Source organism: Bifidobacteriaceae bacterium (assembly GCA_031281585.1).
Lineage (GTDB): Bacteria > Actinomycetota > Actinomycetes > Actinomycetales > WQXJ01 > JAIRTF01.
In genome coordinates this window covers 48,862-65,349 of sequence record JAITFE010000056.1, presented here as the reverse complement: position 1 = coordinate 65,349, position 16,488 = coordinate 48,862, and the positions used below count along the sequence as shown (strand labels likewise).

At 67.3% G+C, this 16,488-nt stretch carries 18 protein-coding genes; 11 read left to right on the top strand and 7 right to left on the bottom strand.

What is annotated here, in order from left to right; translation table 11 throughout:
• Positions 1–124: 124 nt before the first annotated feature.
• The 4 genes from LBC97_06315 (at position 125) to yicI (ending at position 5,737) form a co-directional block, all read left to right on the top strand.
• A complete protein-coding gene (locus LBC97_06315; protein ID MDR2565662.1) occupies positions 125–1,465 on the top strand; it encodes an extracellular solute-binding protein in 1,341 nt (446 codons plus the stop codon).
• A gap of 154 nt (positions 1,466–1,619) precedes the next feature.
• Positions 1,620–2,552, top strand: a complete 933-nt coding sequence (locus tag LBC97_06310) for a sugar ABC transporter permease (GenBank protein ID MDR2565661.1) — start codon at positions 1,620–1,622, stop codon at positions 2,550–2,552.
• Entirely contained in the window at positions 2,549–3,430 is an 882-nt protein-coding gene (locus tag LBC97_06305; protein MDR2565660.1) for a carbohydrate ABC transporter permease, read from the top strand. Before LBC97_06310 ends, LBC97_06305 begins: the two co-directional genes overlap by 4 nt.
• A gap of 30 nt (positions 3,431–3,460) precedes the next feature.
• Positions 3,461–5,737, top strand: a complete 2,277-nt coding sequence (yicI, locus tag LBC97_06300; protein MDR2565659.1) for an alpha-xylosidase — start codon at positions 3,461–3,463, stop codon at positions 5,735–5,737.
• A 62-nt stretch (positions 5,738–5,799) separates the two neighbouring features.
• Here yicI and LBC97_06295 read toward each other — a convergent pair whose 3' ends face one another.
• From LBC97_06295 to LBC97_06265, 7 genes are all read right to left on the bottom strand, one after another.
• Entirely contained in the window at positions 5,800–7,077 is a 1,278-nt protein-coding gene (locus LBC97_06295) for a DUF4143 domain-containing protein (protein ID MDR2565658.1), read from the bottom strand.
• A gap of 125 nt (positions 7,078–7,202) precedes the next feature.
• Positions 7,203–8,405 carry an HRDC domain-containing protein gene (locus tag LBC97_06290; protein MDR2565657.1) on the bottom strand — a complete coding sequence of 401 codons (1,203 nt, stop codon included), beginning with the start codon at positions 8,403–8,405 and terminating at the stop codon, positions 7,203–7,205.
• 91 nt (positions 8,406–8,496) lie between these two features.
• Positions 8,497–9,066 carry a DUF3000 domain-containing protein gene (locus tag LBC97_06285; GenBank protein ID MDR2565656.1) on the bottom strand — a complete coding sequence of 190 codons (570 nt, stop codon included), beginning with the start codon at positions 9,064–9,066 and terminating at the stop codon, positions 8,497–8,499.
• A 155-nt stretch (positions 9,067–9,221) separates the two neighbouring features.
• Positions 9,222–9,707: a hypothetical protein gene (locus tag LBC97_06280; GenBank protein ID MDR2565655.1), complete on the bottom strand. Its 486-nt coding sequence runs from the start codon at positions 9,705–9,707 to the stop codon at positions 9,222–9,224.
• Positions 9,677–10,186, bottom strand: coding sequence for a dihydrofolate reductase (locus LBC97_06275; protein ID MDR2565654.1), 510 nt, complete (start codon positions 10,184–10,186; stop codon positions 9,677–9,679). The genes LBC97_06280 and LBC97_06275 overlap by 31 nt, the downstream gene beginning before the upstream one ends.
• Before the next feature lie 38 nt (positions 10,187–10,224).
• Positions 10,225–11,025 carry a thymidylate synthase gene (locus tag LBC97_06270; GenBank protein MDR2565653.1) on the bottom strand — a complete coding sequence of 267 codons (801 nt, stop codon included), beginning with the start codon at positions 11,023–11,025 and terminating at the stop codon, positions 10,225–10,227.
• Entirely contained in the window at positions 11,022–11,684 is a 663-nt protein-coding gene (locus tag LBC97_06265) for a YigZ family protein (protein ID MDR2565652.1), read from the bottom strand. Before LBC97_06265 ends, LBC97_06270 begins: the two co-directional genes overlap by 4 nt.
• A 42-nt stretch (positions 11,685–11,726) precedes the next feature.
• Between LBC97_06265 and LBC97_06260 the strand changes: the two genes are divergently transcribed.
• The 7 genes from LBC97_06260 to LBC97_06230 all read left to right on the top strand — a co-directional run bounded on the left by LBC97_06260 (position 11,727) and on the right by LBC97_06230 (position 16,439).
• Positions 11,727–12,326, top strand: coding sequence for a CDP-alcohol phosphatidyltransferase family protein (locus LBC97_06260; GenBank protein ID MDR2565651.1), 600 nt, complete (start codon positions 11,727–11,729; stop codon positions 12,324–12,326).
• A 24-nt stretch (positions 12,327–12,350) separates the two neighbouring features.
• Positions 12,351–13,178 (top strand): DUF881 domain-containing protein, encoded by an 828-nt coding sequence (locus tag LBC97_06255; protein MDR2565650.1) that lies wholly within the window; start codon positions 12,351–12,353, stop codon positions 13,176–13,178.
• Entirely contained in the window at positions 13,175–13,507 is a 333-nt protein-coding gene (locus LBC97_06250; protein MDR2565649.1) for a small basic family protein, read from the top strand. The genes LBC97_06255 and LBC97_06250 overlap by 4 nt, the downstream gene beginning before the upstream one ends.
• Before the next feature lie 35 nt (positions 13,508–13,542).
• Positions 13,543–14,487 carry a DUF881 domain-containing protein gene (locus tag LBC97_06245; GenBank protein ID MDR2565648.1) on the top strand — a complete coding sequence of 315 codons (945 nt, stop codon included), beginning with the start codon at positions 13,543–13,545 and terminating at the stop codon, positions 14,485–14,487.
• 212 nt (positions 14,488–14,699) lie between these two features.
• The gene (locus LBC97_06240) at positions 14,700–15,059 is read left to right on the top strand and encodes an FHA domain-containing protein (GenBank protein MDR2565647.1); all 360 of its coding nucleotides are present in this window, start codon (positions 14,700–14,702) and stop codon (positions 15,057–15,059) included.
• A complete protein-coding gene (locus LBC97_06235; GenBank protein MDR2565646.1) occupies positions 15,056–15,703 on the top strand; it encodes a MerR family transcriptional regulator in 648 nt (215 codons plus the stop codon). The genes LBC97_06240 and LBC97_06235 overlap by 4 nt, the downstream gene beginning before the upstream one ends.
• A 178-nt stretch (positions 15,704–15,881) precedes the next feature.
• Positions 15,882–16,439 carry a MerR family transcriptional regulator gene (locus tag LBC97_06230; GenBank protein ID MDR2565645.1) on the top strand — a complete coding sequence of 186 codons (558 nt, stop codon included), beginning with the start codon at positions 15,882–15,884 and terminating at the stop codon, positions 16,437–16,439.
• Positions 16,440–16,488 lie beyond the last annotated feature (49 nt).

Below are 16,488 nucleotides of genomic sequence, written 5' to 3'. Positions count from 1 at the left end.
CCCCGCCCCGGCGACCCCACCCAGAAGGGCCCAGTTGGCCAACACATTGCCAATAGTCAACACCGTAGATAAATAAGAGAAGGCCAGCCGGGCCCAAGCTGGGCCCGGCGGAAAGAAGGAAGCAATGAGACAATCAACACGCGCAAGAATGGCGGTCGCAATGGTCGCCGCCGGTATGCTTGCCCTAACCGCCTGCGGCGGCGACGAGAAGGACACTGACAAAAACAACGGCGGCAACGGAGGCGGCGCCTCAGGCGGCACCGAGACCACGCTGATCTTTTGGCATTACGAGGGTGAAGACGCGGCCATGACCAAGTCTTGGAACGCCGCGATCGAGGAGTTCGAAGCCAATAATCCGGGCGTCAAAATCAAGGTCGAAGGTCAAACGTTCGAGCAGCTCCAAAAGAACGCGAAGATTGTGCTCACGGGCAACGACGTGCCGGACATTATGGAGTATAACAAGGGCAACGGAACAGCGGGCCAGTTGGCCTCGCAGGGTCTGTTGACCGACTTGAGCGCCTACGCCTCGCAATATGGGTGGGACTCAAAGCTCTCACCGTCGCTGCAGACCACGGCCCGCTACGACGAGAACGGCCTCATGGGGTCCGGCAATTGGTACGGTGTGCCGACCTACGGCGAGTATGTCACGCTGTTCTTCAACCAGGACATGTTCGAGGCCAACGGAGTCGCGGTGCCGACCAGTTTCGCAGAGCTTGAATCGGCGATGGAGGCGTTCGTGGCCAAGGGAATCATTCCTCTGGCGGAATCTGGCGCTGAATACGCTTTGGGACAATTGTGGTACGAGCTGGTGCTGTCAAAGGGCGATCGCTCGTTCATCGACTCCTACCAGTTGTTCCAGGGCGACGCGGACTTCACTGCGGGACCGCTGCTTGAAGGCTCCGAGCTATTGGCCGAGTGGGTCGAAAAGGGCTTTATCGCGAAGGATTGCACCGGCCTGACCGCAGAGGACATGGGGACGGCATTCATCGCCGGCACCTATCCAATGATGTTCTCCGGCTCCTGGTGGTTCGGCCGCCTCAACACCGAGGTGCAGTTCACGCTTGGGCAAGTGCCATTCCCGGGGTCCAGTTTCTCCCCCGGATCAAGCGGCAACCTGCTGGTGATCCCGTCGAACGCCAAGAACGCCGACCTTGCGGCCAAGTTCATCGACACGGCCCTGGGCGAGAAGGCCCAGAACGTTATGGCCGAACTGGGCGGCCTGCCCGTGGCCGGCGACTCGTCCGTCATCACGGACGCGAACACCAAGGTGCTCCAAGAGAACTGGGATTCGATTGTCGCCGCTGACGGCCTGGCCTACTATCCCGACTGGCCGGTGGCCGGCTTCTACGACCAGATCGTGGCGTTCGGGCAGTCGATAGTGAACGGTTCCAAGACGCCCGCCGCCGCGCTGGCGGAACTGGGCGACTTCTACAACGCCGGTAAAGCCGACCTCCTGGGCGGCTGACGCCCGGCGTTTAGCACGGTTAGTTGGACAGCCAACCCGTGCCCCGAGGGGCGGCCTGGCCGCCCGTCGGGGCACGGACCAAACGAGAGCAAATCGCTGAGGCCCGCCGCACGGCGGGCCTCAGCCTGTGTCGGAGCGAACGAGGGGAGCGGACATGGCGGAAAGCGTGGGCAGGAAATCGATTCGCCGCCGCCGGCGGGTCTATTGGCTTTATTTGATTCCCGGCGCTGTCGGCCTGTTGACGGTCATAGTCATTCCGTTTGGGATGAACGTGTGGTTCAGCTTGCACCGGTGGAAGGGCGGTCTCGCGCCGATGCACTGGAATGGGCTGGGCAACTACGCCGACCTGTTGGGCGATTCGGCGTTTTGGGGGTCGTTCAGGAATTCGGTGTGGATGGTCGTCTCGATGGTGCTGGTGCCAACTCTGATCGGCCTGATCCTGGCGGCGATGTTGTTCGACTATGTGGCCACCCACGTTGGGCAGCGAATGGCCGGTTTCCTGCGCGCCACCTACTATCTGCCGCAGATCATGCCGATCGCCGTGGCCGGCATAGTCTGGAACTGGATCCTGAACGCCCAAACCGGGGCCCTGAACGAGGTGCTGCGCGCGTTTGGCGTGACCCAGCCGCCAAACTGGCTGGGAGAACCCAAGACCGCCTTGCCGGCCGTGATGGTGGTGCTGGTCTGGATCCAAATCGGCTACCCGACCGTCATCTTCATGTCGGCGCTCCAACGAGTGGATCCAGAGCTTTATGAGGCGGCGGAACTGGACGGCGCCGGATGGTTCCGGCGCTTCCGGGCGATCACCGTGGCGCAAATCCGGCCCGAGACTTTCGTGGTCACACTGACCTGCACGGTCGCCGCGCTGAAGGTGTTCGCGCCAATCTATGTGCTCACACGCGGCGGTCCGGAAAAGTCCACCTTGGTGCCCTCTTACTACTCATACCTGAACTTCTTCGACACGTCCAAAGTCGGCTACGGCGCCGCTGTGGCGACCGTGCTGACGGTCGTCATCATCCTGGTGGCGGGGCTGATCCAAGTTCTTCAGAACAGGTCGGAGCGGAAGAACATGGAGGTTCCAGCATGACCACGATCGCTTCCGCCTCCCGGCAAGCGCCCGCCAAGCGTCCGCGTGACCGCCACCATCGGGGCGTTTTGAGGTGGTTTGTGCTCGCCGCCGCCATCTTGATCGCCCTGGCCATGCTGGCGCCGTTCGCCTTGATGGTGGTCAACGCCTTCAAGGCCCCGTCGGAATACTCCACCAACGGCCCGCTGGCCCTGCCGAGCGAGGTCTACACCAAAGGCCTGGTGGACTTCTGGACCCGTGTCAACTTCCCCCGGAAGCTCTGGAACTCGGTCTGGACCTCGGCGGCGGTCGCCTTGTTCGGAACCACGTTGTCGTTGCTGTCCGCCTACGCGCTCGGGGTGGGAAGAGTGCGGGGGCGGTCATGGCTCATCGGCGTCTTCCTGCTGGCCAACATGCTGCCGCAAGAAGTGCTGCTGTACCCGCTCTACGACATCGCCCAAGAGGTGGGGCTGAACAACTCCGGTTGGTCAATCGTGATCATCTTCACCGTCATCCAGTCCGCTTTCGGCACCTACCTGGTGGCGTCCGTGCTGGGAACCTTCCCGGCTTCGTTGCTTGAGGCGGCGGCCCTGGACGGCGCCAATTCCTGGCAACAGCTTTGGCGGGTGGTGTTCCCCATTGTGCGTCCCACGTTGTCAGTCCTCATGATTTTCTTCTTCATTTGGACGTGGAACGAGTTTTTCATCCCGCTGGTGATGCTCACGTCGCCGGACTCGCAGACCGTGCCGATCACGCTCTCCTCGCTGCAAGGCGACAGGATGCTTGACGTGCCCACCCTCAATGCGGGCGCGTTGGTGTCGTTGATCCCCACGCTAATCTTCTTCCTGATCTTCCAGCGGACTTTGACGCGGGGCGTCACCGCCGGATCCATTAAATAGCCGCTAACTAGCCGCCCCAAGGACGAAACAATGAGATTCTCAGACGGATACTGGAAAGTTCGCGAAGGCTTCTCCGTGCTGCACCCGCGGGAAGTGCGTGACATCCGCGCCGATCCGGAGGCTGGCACCCTGACCGTTTACGCGCCGACGGCGCGGATCCGGTCGCGCGGCGACACGCTCAACCGGCCCCTCATCACAGTCACCTTGGGTTCGCCGGCGCCGGGTGTGATCAGCGTCCGCGTCTCCCACCACGAGGGCAAAGCCGTGAGCCCGCTCGGATTCGAGTTGGCGGCTTCCCCCGGTTACCGTCCCCTGATTGAAATAGGCGAGGCGACGGCGTGTCTGCGGGCGGGCGGCCTTGAGGCCCGCGTCCACCGAGGCGACGGCTGGCGGATCGAGTTTTGGGACCAGGGCCGCATGCTGACCTCATCGGTCGGCAACTCGGTCGGTTTGGCCACGGCGGACGACGGGGCTGTGTACGTGCACGAACAGCTCACATTGGACGTCGGCGAATCGGTCTACGGCCTGGGCGAACGCTTTGGCCCGGTCGTCAAGAACGGCCAAAGCGTGGACATCTGGAACGAAGACGGCGGCACCTGCTCCGAGCAGGCCTACAAGAACGTGCCCTTCTACCTGACGTCAAAGGGCTACGGCGTGCTGGTAAACGATCCGGGCCGTGTTTCTTTCGAGGTGGCGTCGGAGATGGTGGAACGAGTCCAGTTCTCGGTCGCGGGCGAAGCCCTCGAATACTGCGTGGTAGCGGGCCCCACGCCGAAGGACGTGCTGCGGCGCTACACGGGCTTGACGGGTCGTCCCGCCAGGGTTCCCGCGTGGTCGTTCGGCTTGTGGCTGTCCACGTCCTTCTCGACCTCCTACGACGAGGCGACGGTGTGCTCTTTCGTGGACGGCATGGCGGATCGCGGGCTGCCGCTCTCGGTATTCCACTTTGACTGCTTCTGGATGCGCGAATTCCATTGGACGGATTTCGAATGGGACCCGGAGCAATTCCCGGAGCCCACCGAAATGCTGGCGCGCCTGAAAGCGCGCGGTTTGCAGATATGCGTGTGGATAAACCCCTACATAGCGCAACGGTCCCGCCTGTTCGAGGAGGGCCGCGCAAACGGTTACTTCCTTCGCCGGGCGGACGGGAGCGTCTGGCAATGCGACAGCTGGCAGGCAGGAATGGCAGTGGTGGACTTCACCAATCCCGCCGCAGCCGAATGGTACGCGGCCCACCTGCGCCAGTTGCTGGCGCAAGGGGTCGACTGTTTCAAGACGGATTTCGGCGAAAGGATCCCTGTCGAGGCGATCCGCTACCACGACGGCTCTGACCCCGAGCGCATGCACAACTACTACGCGTTGATCTACAACCGGACGGTCTTCAAGGTGCTGGAGGAAGTGCGTGGGAAAGCCGAGGCGGTGGTGTTCGCCCGGTCCGCCACCGCCGGCGGCCAGCAATTCCCGGTGCACTGGAGCGGCGACAACGACTCCAGCTACCCATCCATGGCTGAAACCCTGCGCGGCGGACTGTCGCTGGGGCTGTGCGGCTTCGGGTTCTGGAGCCACGACATCGGCGGCTTCGAAGGCACCCCGGATCCCACGCTGTTCAAACGCTGGCTGCCGTTCGGGCTCCTGTCCTCGCATTCAAGACTCCATGGATCGACGTCGGTGAGGGTGCCCTGGGCATTCGACGAGGAGGCGGTCGGGATAACCCGGCGCTACGCCGAACTCAAGCACAAGCTGATGCCGTACTTGGCGCGGATCGCCGAGGAAGCGCACACGGACGGTCTGCCGGTGCTGCGACACCTGCTGTTGGAGTTCCCCGACGACCTGACGGCCCGCCACGTCGAGACCCAGTACATGTTGGGGGACAGTGTGCTGGTTGCGCCCGTGATGCGCGGGGACGGCCAGGTCGACGTGTACGTGCCGGAGGGGGTCTGGACCTCGCTGCTGGACGGCTCGAAGGTGACCGGTCCGCGTTGGGTCCGCCAAGTCCATCCCCACGACTCGCTGCCGGTCCTGGTGCGTCCGGGAACCGTGCTGCCCCTTGGGCGCGGCGGCCAACGTCCCGACTACGACTGGGCCGAAGGAGTGACTCTGATGGTGTTTGACCTGCCAGACGGCGAAAGCCGCGAGCTGCCCATCCCCAGCGCGACGGGCGGCCCCGCAGCCCAATTCACAGTCTGCAGGGACGGTCAAAGCCTTGTCGCGACCGGGCCTAAGTCCGTCGCGTGGCGGCTCGCGGCCGGCGACCGCACAGTCGAAGCCGCCAACGGCACAGCCACGCTGCGCGTCTCGGATTCCTAGCCGGGCCCCAAAGCAGCGGCCTGACGCCCCCGGCCGCCCTGGGAGGCCGGCTCAGGGCCCGATCAGGGGCCCAGCAGCGCCGCGGGAACGACCGCAATCCCGTCGGCGGAGCGCCGATAGGCGGCCTGCCCGGTGTTCACTATCAGCGAATCCGAAAGACTGTCGCCCAGTTTGTCTTGCAGCCAGCGCAGATGCTTGACATCGGCGGCGGTCACAGTTGGGGCGGACTTGATCTCTATGGCCAGGGCCCTGCCGTCTTGTTTGGTGACCATGACATCCACCTCGTGATCGCCATTTCTGGTCCGCAGGTGGCTGGTCCGGGCACCCAAGAGCTGGGCGTAGACCCTGATTGAAAGCGTGACAAGAGATTCGAATAGGGCGCCGAACGCGGTGCCGGGGCGTCGAAACGCCAACTCGCCGGGCTTTGGGCCTGACAACAGCGTAGTGGCGCTCAGGCCCAGCAAGTGTGCCGCGAGCGCGGGGTCGGCGAGTTGGTGCTTGGGAACCTGGCCAAGCCGCCCGAGCCGCCGCAACGGGTCATCCCAGGGCGGCAGAGGGTCAAGCAGCCACATGGCCCCCAGCGCCTCGCGCCAAGCCAGCGTGGTCGCCTTGGTCGGCTTGTCGGCGTCCGCCGCCATGGCGTTGTCCAATATGTCCGTATAGCTTGCCGTGGTGCAGGTGGCCCCAGCGTATGAACGCAGCCAGGCCCGCAAGGTGTCGCGCCGACGGACGGGGCGACCAAGTTCGGGCAACTCTCGGTTCAGGACTTCGTCCAAGTAACCGGACCAGGCGAGTTGCCGAAACTGAGGTGGAACCGCCCGCAACGCCGGGAAGCCGCCTTTGACTACTTCTTCGGCGTAATCCGGGGCGGCCAGGTCGCAAGTTCCGCTGATCGGCGGGCGCGCGCCGCCCATCAACTCCGCCAGCGAGATCTGGGCTGTGGCCAGACGCTCGGCAAGTGAAAAAGGGCGCATCCGCAAGTGGACAATGCGTCCGGCCCCCGAATGCTTGGGGGATTGCACGGGAGTGGCCGAACCAGTCAGGATGAACCGCCCTGGGCTCGGATCATGATCGACTGCCCGCCGCACCTGGTCCCACACCGACGGGTAGAGCTGCCACTCGTCGATCAGCGCGGGCCGGGCCAGCCGTTCGATCCGAGTGGGATCTTCGGCCAACGCCTGACGTTCGTCTTCCCGATCCAGTTCAATTATCGACTTGGCCAGTCGGGAGGCCGTGGCGGTCTTCCCCACGCCTTTGGGACCGTCCACTGCGATGGCTGACAGGCCGGTCAGCGCGTCGGCCAACAGCCCGTCAAGAGCTCGCGGAAAATACGTCGCCACCGCGCTATTGTACCAACAGCCGAACTTCTATTAGCCAAACAGCCGAACTTCTATTAGCCAAACAGCACGGATGGCGGTCGGTTCGGCCGGCCGCAGGCCGCCGGGGCGGGCGACAGCCGTCACGGTCAGCGCGGTTCCGGGTGGTCCTCGATGGCCGTGACGACCAGGGGCGCGACGGCCTCGATTTGCCAGCCGCGGGCGCCGCGGGCGGCCATCGCCTCAGCCACGTTGCGCGGCGCCTCGAACACCACGGAGCGCACCAGGTCGGGTTGCATCAGGTTCTCGACCGGGATCTGCTCGTCTTGGGACAGCTCCGCCAACTGCGCTTTGACCTGGGCCATGCGCGCGGCGGCGGCCGGGTGCCGCCGGCCCCACTGACGCACCGGCGGAACCGAGTCGCGGCGCGGCCCGCGCATTGGCGGGAGGTCCGCCGCCGGCAGCGCCAGACCCGCCGCGACCGCCGTCCACCAGTAGGTGAGCAGCCTGATCTGGCGCCGGCCGTCGAAGGGCGGGATCCGTACCAGGTCCTGACGGGACTGCGGGAGGGCGGCGGCAGCCGCCACCAGGGCCGCGTCCGGCAGGACCCGGCCGGGGAAGATGTCCCGCTTCGCCGCCAGCCGGTCGCGCGCCTGCCACAGCGACCGGAGCACGGCCAGCTGGCGGGGGTTCTTCAGGGCGCCCGCGCCCGCTGTGCGGCGCCACGGTTCGACCCTGGGCGCGGGCGGCGGGGCCGCCAGCGCCGCGGCCGCCTCCGCCCGTGCAATGCCCAGCTTCCCGGCCTCTTCCAGCTCCCGTTCGAGCACGTCCCGCACGTCGACCAGCACCGCCACGTCAAGCGCCGCGTAATTGAGCCAGGACGCCGGCAGCGGCCGGCGGGACCAGTCCTGGGCGGAATGCTCCTTGGCCAAGCCCAGTCCCAGCGTCCTGGCCACCACCGCGGCCAGGCCCACGCGGGGTTCGCCCAGCAGCCGTGAGGCCAGCTCCGTGTCGAAGATCAGGCTTGGCTCGAGGCCGCATTCGCGCAGACAGGGGAGATCTTGGGAGGCGGCGTGGAAGACCCACTCGACGCCCTGAAGGGCCGCGCTCAGCGAACTCAGGTTCGGCAGCGCCCGCGCGTCGATCAGCACCACTCCGCTGCCGCGCCGAAACAATTGCACCAGTTCTGCCCGGACGTGGTAACGGAAACCGCTGGCGCGTTCCGAGTCGGCCGCGACCGGTCCATGACCCTGCTTCAGCAGGGCGATGGCGCGCTCAAGGGCGGCGGGAGTGTCAGTCAGCGGCGGCACGCCGGTTGGAGGCGAGTCAAGCGGGACAATCGAGTCAATCATGTCGAATCAAGCCTAGGACGCCGGTGGGCGGCCGCCGTCCCACCGTGTTGACAGGGGCGGCGCAAGCCGCCGCCCACCCGGCTTCGCCCGCTCACCGGGGGCGCAGCGGAATGACCCCGGCGGGCAGCAATTCGACGCCGCCGAGCTTGGCGAGGAAGCCGATCCAGGCGACCAACTGGTCGCCAACGTCCGGGCCCCCCGGCGTCCAAGAGGCCCGCACCTCCACCCCGACGGAGGAGCCGCGCATCTTCAGGTCGCCGAACGACTCCGACAGGGTCCTGGTCACCGTGCCGGCCAGGTGCCCCATGGCGAGCGATTCCATGTCCAGGGACTCCGCCAGGTAGCTCCACGCCACCTCGGCCAGGAAAGGGTCGGCCCCCATCTCCGGCTCAAGCTCCGCGCGCGCCACCGTCACAATCCGGAAGTCGCCCTCCCACACGGTGTGGCCGTCCGGCTCATGGAGGACCACAAAGGATCCGGACGAGCAATCCGAATCGTCCGCGGCGGGCAGACGGGCCTCGATCGCCACCGCGAAAGGCGCCGCGCGCACCGGCGCGGGGATCTCCTCCAGGACCGCCTGCGACGGCAGGTCGGCGCGCCGGATCGACTCCAGGGCTTCGACAAACCGCGCCGGCGGCGAATCGTCTGAGGGCCTTTGCACGCTTTGAACGCTACGCGCGCGCGCCCCAAAGGCGTGGTTCCCACGCCGCTGAACTCGCAAGCGACCGCCTTGGGGCCCGCTCGCCGACGCCGCCTCACCGGCCGGCGGCGGACCCCAGGCGGGAGCGGCGGTCTGGCGACGGCATCGGGCAGGAGCTAAGACAAAAGCTTGGTGGTGCCGGAATAGAAGTGGATGACGGGCACGCCGAGCGCGCGGCGGGCCTTGGCGGACCAATCCTCGTGGAGGGCGTCCCCGACCAGGTGCGGCCGGGTCACAAAGACGGCGGCGACCGCCTTGGTCGCGGCGATGGTTTGGACCAGGGCGGCGATCGGGTCGCCGGGAACCACCTCGCCGTCGGCGGCCAGCCCGGCGCGGCGGAGTTCGGCCAGCGACTCGCGCAGGATCGCCGAAGCCTGCTCAAGGCTGCGGGCGTCCGGGTCGTGGCCTTTGAGGGTGGCCCAGGCGCCGGACAACTCGCCCAGCACCAGGTGGTCCATGACGGACCGCAGGCGGGGTTCCGAATCGGCGGTCGGCACCAGGACCTGGACGTTCGTTCCCGCCCCGTACAGCCCAACAATCTGGGCCACGTCCGAACCCTCCAGCGCGGTGTCTACGACGACGGCAATTGATCTGGCAGCCATGTCTCAAACCTATACCGCAGCGAGGACTGGCTGGTCAGCCAACCGTCTGACGGATCCCGCCGGACTTGTCGCCAGCCCGCGCCCAGTTCCGGCGCGTGGGCGTCCCCGCCCGCCGCCGAGTCGATCACCGTCACCTCCGCTCGGTCCGCCAGCCCCACGAAGGCGCGGTAGACGGCCGCTCCGCCGATCACCCAGACGGGGCCGGGCAGTCCGCTCGCATGGGCCCGCGCCAGGGCCTCGGCCGGGCTGCCAACCGCGACCGCGCCCGATGCCGTCCAGTCGCCCCGCCCGGTCAGCACCAGATTGGCCCGTCCCGGCAGGGGCCTGAACCGCTGCGGCAGGGCCTCCCATGTGACGCGGCCCATGATCACCGCGTGGCCCCAGGTCAGCTCTTTGAAACGCCTGAGGTCCTCCGGCAGGTGCCAGGGCATGGCCCCGTCCCGCCCGATCACGCCGTCGACGGTTTGGGCCCAGATCATGGCGACTTCCGAGGCGGCCGGGCCACTTTGGGCGGCGTTCACACCGCCACCGGGGCGGTGATGGCCGGATGATGGCGGTAGTCGGGGAAGGCGAAATCGGACAGTTCGTACTTGAAAAGGGATGGCGCACGGCGGAGTTCCAAATGCGGGGCCGGATAGGGTTCGCGGCTCAGCTGCAGGCGCACCTGGTCGAAGTGGTTGGCGTAAATGTGGCAGTCGCCGCCGGTCCAGACGAATTCGCCCACGTCAAGGCCGGTCTGCTGGGCGATCATGTGCGTCAGCAGCGAATAGGAGGCGATGTTGAACGGCACCCCCAGGAACAGGTCCGCGCTGCGCTGGTACAACTGGCAGGACAAACGCCCGTCCGCGACGTAGAACTGGAAGAGCAGGTGGCAGGGCGGCAGCGCCATCTGGTCCAGGTAGCCCACGTTCCAGGCCGAGACGATCATTCGGCGCGAGTCCGGCTGCCGTTCGATCAGGTCCAGCACGTTCGCCACCTGGTCGATGGTCGATCCGTCGGGCGCCGGCCAGCTTCGCCACTGGACCCCGTAGACCGGCCCCAACTCTCCGTCCGGCCCGGCCCATTCGTTCCAAATCCGCACGCCTTGGTCTTGCAGCGGGCGCACGTTGTGCCCGCCGGCCAGGAACCAAAGCAGTTCCACGATCACCGACTTGACGTGTACGCGCTTGGTTGTGATCAGCGGAAACCCGTCCGCCAGGTCGAACCGCATCTGCTCCCCGAACAGCGACCGCGTCCCCGTCCCGGTCCGGTCCCCTTTGACCGCCCCCCGTTCCATGACCTTCTCCAACAAAGCCTCATAGGGCGGTCGCGCGGTCACCCCGCCATCATAGTGTCGCCGCGGGCGGGCGGCCCGGCGCGGCGGTTGGAGACGCTGGCGCGGACCACGCTCAGGCCGGCGGCGGCCAGGGCGGCCTCAATCTGGGGGCGCAGGTCCGGGGGCAGCGATATCTCCAGGGTGGTCATCTCGCCGTAGGCGACTTGCCCCATGCCGACCGCCGGGTTCGCCGCCGCCAGGTTGCGCAAGAGGTTCTCGGCCCGTCCGGCCCCGCTGGCCGGCACGGCCAGGGCCAAATGGCAGCGGGGCTCTTCGCGGCGCAACTCGGCCTGGGCCAGGGCGGCGGCCACGCCGCCGCCGTAAGCCCTGATCAACCCGCCGCGACCAAGCAGGACGCCGCCGAAGTAGCGGGTGCAGACGGCCAGGATGTCGGTGACCTGCTCGCGCCGCAGCACCTCCAACATGGGCGCCCCGGCGGTCCCCGCTGGTTCGCCGTCGTCGCTGGAACGTTGGACGGCGGCATCGTCCCCTATGACCATCGCGTAGGCGTGGTGGCGGGCGCCGTGGTCGCCGCGGCGGACGGCGGCGACGCGCTCCTTGGCGGAAACCGGGTCCAAGACGGGGAACAGGCGGGTGATGAAGCGCGACTTCTTGACGATCTCCTCAGTTGTCACCTCGTCCGCCAGGTACCCCAGCCCCATGGCAAGAACCCTATAGGCTGATTGGGGAAGGAGAAATGCGCGTTGACTGGTGAGCCGATCGTCCGGACGGACCGGATTGTCACTATCCCCAACGCCATTTCGGCCTTGCGGCTTTGCCTGGTGCCGGTTTTCGTCTATTTGGTGGTCCGGCACGCGGACGTTTGGGCGATTGCCGTGTTGGCGTTTTCGGGGGTCACCGACTGGCTGGACGGGGTGGCGGCGCGCAAATTCAACCAGTACTCGAGCCTGGGGCGGCTGCTCGACCCGGCGGCGGACCGGTTGTTCATCCTGTCGACGGTGTTCCTGCTCGGCTGGCGGGAAATAGTGCCGTGGTGGCTGGTGGCGCTGCTGGCGGCCCGCGAGGCCATCATGGGGCTGGCGCTGGTGATCCTGAAAACCAAGGACATCGACCCGCCGGCGGTGGTTTTTGTCGGCAAAGCGGCGACTTTCGCGCTGATGTACGCGTTTCCGCTGCTGCTGTTGGCGGAGGTGTCGAACCGGATGGTCGCCAACACGGCGTGGGTGTTCGGCTGGGCGTTCGCCATCTGGGGGCTGGTCCTCTACTGGGTCGCCTGCGGCGCCTACCTGATCGAGGCGTACCGGGCGTTGAGGCACCTCAATGATGCTGACGCACGGGCTTGAGGCGGCCGGGGCGGGCGCCAGGCCATGAGGCGTCCCGACGAGTCGATGACCTTGCTGACGGAGGTCCTTGAGCGCCCGCTGGACGGCGGCTACGCCGAAGCCGCGCAACGCAAGGCGGCCGGCCAAAGCCCTGTGGGCCCCGTCCGCTGGGCGCTGGTGGCGGCGATCGCGCTGGTCCTCGGTTTGGCGGTGACCTGGGGGGTGCGGGAGTTGCGGAGCCCCGGCGAGGAGGCGCAGCGCGCCCGGCAAGGCCTTGAACGCGGGGCGGCGGAGGCGCAAGAACGGGTCACCGCGTTGCGGGAGCGGACCAGCGAATTGGCCGGCGAGGTCGAGGCGCTGGAGAACCAGGCGCTCTCCCAGATGGACCCGACCGCCGCGGTGGAGGCGCGGGCGCTGGCGATCGCCGTCGGCGCGATCGCGGTGACCGGGCCGGGACTGGAAATCTCCATCCAAGAGGACGTGGAGGCGGTGGCCGCCGGCGCCAACGACGCCCGCATCCGGGCCGGCGACCTGCGCCTCATTGTGGGCGCTTTGTGGCAGTCGGGGGCGGAGGGGATTTCCGTTGGCGGCGTCCGCCTGGCCTCCACCACCGCCGTGCGGGACGTGGGCGATCAGATCCAGGTGGGCTTCGAGTCGCTGGGCACCCCTTACGTTATCCAGGCGATCGGTCCGGCCGAGGACATGGAGTTGGGGTTGGTGTCCGGCGCGGCGGCGGACCGGATCAGCCTGCTGAAGGGCTATCTTGGGGCGACGGTCGGGATTCGGCGGGTCGACCGTTTGGAGTTGCCGGCCAGCGCCGAGGTGTCCGGTTTGGACTACATAACCGTTGGCGAAGGGAGCGACGGGCGTTGATTGCTCTGTTGGGGTTGATAATCGGCGTTGTGCTGGGCATGGCCACGCAGACCGACGTGCCGGCGTTCTTGGCGCCGTATCTGCCGATCGCGGTGGTGGCGGCGCTTGACGCGCTGGCGGGCGCGGTCCGCGCGTTGCTGGACGGGCTCTTCGACGACCGCGTGTTCGTGGTCTCGTTCTTCTCGAACGTGCTGGTGGCGGCGCTGTTGGTGTTCATAGGCGACCAGTTGGGCGTCGGCTCGCAGCTATCCACGGCGGTCCTGGTGGTGCTCGGCATCCGGATCTTCTCCAACGCCGCCTCCATTAGGCGGAAGCTGTTCAGCGCATGACTTCCGGCCGTCGTTCCGCGAAAAACCGGCGCACGATGCCGTCCGCCCAAGCTCCCGACTCCGGCTCCGTCCCAGCCCCCGGAACGGGCGCGGCGGCCGGCCTTGGCGGCGGCCGGGCCGGGGACGGCCCCGCTTCCGGAACGGGTACGGCGGCCAGTCGCGGCGGCGGCCGGGCCGGGGACGCCCCGGCACCCGGCGGGGGAAACGCCGCCGACACGGCGGAGGGCCGGACGGCCAGTCGCGCCCGCCCCGCGCAAGGCTCGGCCGCCTGGTGGCGGCTCCTGAGGGCGCTTCGGCCGAAGGTGTCCAAGGCCCACCTGACCGCCGGCCTGCTGTGCCTGGTGCTCGGTTTTGGCGCCGCGACGCAGGTCAAACAAGTCGGCAAGGCGGACTTCTCGAAACTCCGGCAGGACGAGTTGGTCGAGGTCTTGGACCAACTCGACGCCCAGGCCAACCGCCTGGAGGCGGAGAACCTGTCTTTGCAGCGCGAACGCGACCGCCTCGAGTCGGACCAGACCAGCCAGCAGGCGGCGGCCGAGGCGGCCCGCCAGCGGGCTTTGGTCCAGGGGATTCTGGCCGGCACCATTCCGGCCGAAGGCCCGGGGATCGCGCTGACCGTGCGGGACCCGGACCGGAAGCTGACGGCGGCGGCCGCCTACATGCTGGTGGACGAGTTGCGGAACGCGGGCGCGGAGGCGATCGCGCTGGGGCCCATCAGAGTGGTGGCGGCCACCTATTTCGAGGATTGCGCGTCCAGCGGCTGCGTCATGGTGGACGGATTGGAAATCGCGCCGCCCTATGAATGGCTGGCGATTGGCGATCCGTCCACTTTGGAGACGGCTTTGGGCATTCCGGGCGGCGCTTTGGCGGCGGTTCGGACGCAGGGCGGCTCGTCGACTATTGCCGTCCCGGAAAAAGTCAGCATCACGGCGGTGCGGGGCCTGACTCCGCCGCGTTACGCGACTGCGCTGCCTGATTAGGGAGGACGTGTTTGACGGCCGGCCCGGACGCCCGCGTCCCACAGAGCGAAACTGAGGACTTGAGGTTTCGGCGGGTGAGCTAAAGTGACATGGGACACTACTTCGCTGGACCGGAAGGGGTGATGAGGGTGGAACCCGAATCAGGACCGGCTTTTGGCATCGACTCGACGCAGGCGATCGGCGGCCTGGCTGAATTCGAGCCGGACGCGCCGTTGGGTGAGGGGCTTAGTCCCCAAGCGCAGGCCGCCATTGAGGCTTTGCCGCCCACTTCGGCGCTGTTGGTTGTCCAGCGCGGCCCGAATGCGGGGTCCCGCTTCTTGCTTGACGCGGATTCGACCAGCGCCGGACGCTCCACTAAGTCGGACATTTTCCTGGACGACGTCACGGTCTCCCGGCGGCACGCCACTTTTGACCGGCAGGACGCGGACTTTTGGGTCCACGATCTGGGTTCTCTGAACGGCACCTATGTCAACCGCGAGCGGGTCGACGAGGCCCTTTTGAGGGCCGGGGACGAAGTCCAGATCGGCAAGTACCGCCTGACCTTCCACCCGTCGCCATCCAGGCCGTCGTGAGGGCCGCCGCCCGCGCTCAGTCCTGGCCGCCGGGGCTCAGCCACCGCGCCACGCTGTCCATCTCCGCGGTTTTGGGCGCGCTGCAGGGCGAGTTTCCCGGGCTGACGGTGTCAAAGCTTCGCTACCTCGAAGACCAGGGGTTGATCGCGCCGGAGCGGACGGCCTCCGGCTACCGGCGGTATTCCGAGGCGGATGTCGAAAGGGTCGCCTGGGTGCTGATGCAGCAACGCGACAATTTCCTGCCGCTCAAGGTCATCAAAGCCCGGCTTGACGCCATGGACGCGGCCGGGGAGGCCGGCGGTTTGGCGCGGGTGCGCCGCCCGCGCCCGGTGCCGGTCGCGACCGAGGATGTGGCGACGGTCACGGGCCAGGAGCACACCACGGTCGAAGCGGTCGCGAAGGCGGCCGGAGTCGATGCGAAGGCGGCGGACGGCGCGCTCATTCAGGCTGTCGAGGCCGTGGCGGAGCTGGCCCCTTTCGGCTTGGAGTTGCGGCACCTGAAGCCCGTGTTCCACGCCGCCCAGCGGCAAGTCGAACTGGTCGCTTTGGCCACCAGCTCAACCCCGGGGCGGGCGTCCGAATGCGCGGCGGCGATGGCGCGCCTGGCCAGCGCCCTGGTCCGGCTGAAGGCCGCCGGCCTGTGACGCTCCGCGCGCTTCGCCGGGCGGCGGGGGAGCGGGCCGAAGCAGGTTCAAGCTCAACTTGAGGTTTAGGCAATGGCCGAGCTCGTCGGCGTGGCGGATTGACCCGCGCGGTCCAGAGCCATAGCGTCGAAGCAGCAGGAGCAACGTCAAGCCGAAGAACTAGAGAAAGTGACTCCTAATGGCCTTCAACGACTATGGCCAATCGGGCGAGCAAGGTCTGTTGTTCGGCGGTCGCGTGACCGACGAGTCGATCGGCTTTCGCGGTCCGACAGCCTGCCGGGCGGCCGGGATCACCTACCGTCAGCTTGACTATTGGGCCAGGACCGGGCTGGTCGAGCCCTCGGTCCGGCCCGCCACCGGCTCCGGCACCCAACGGCTCTACAACTTCCGCGACATCTTGGTCTTGAAGATCGTCAAACGCCTGCTCGACACGGGCGTCTCGCTCCACCAAATCCGGACCGCTGTCCAGCATCTGCGCGAACGGGGCGTGGAAGACCTGGCCACCGTCACATTGATGTCAGACGGCGCCTCGGTCTACGAATGCACCAACGCGGACGAGGTCTTCGACCTAGTCCAAGGAGGCCAAGGCGTCTTCGGCATAGCCGTCTCAAGGGTCTGGCGGGAAGTCGAGGGGACCCTGGCGCAACTGCCTTCGGAGCGGTCGGCGGAGACGGCATCGGCGGCCGTTCCGATCGACGAACTGGCGGCCCGGCGGCGGGCCCGTCGGGTTTCGTAGTCTGAGACCTGCGTCACACCGCGCGCCTTTGGACGCGCCCCTGCCTAGC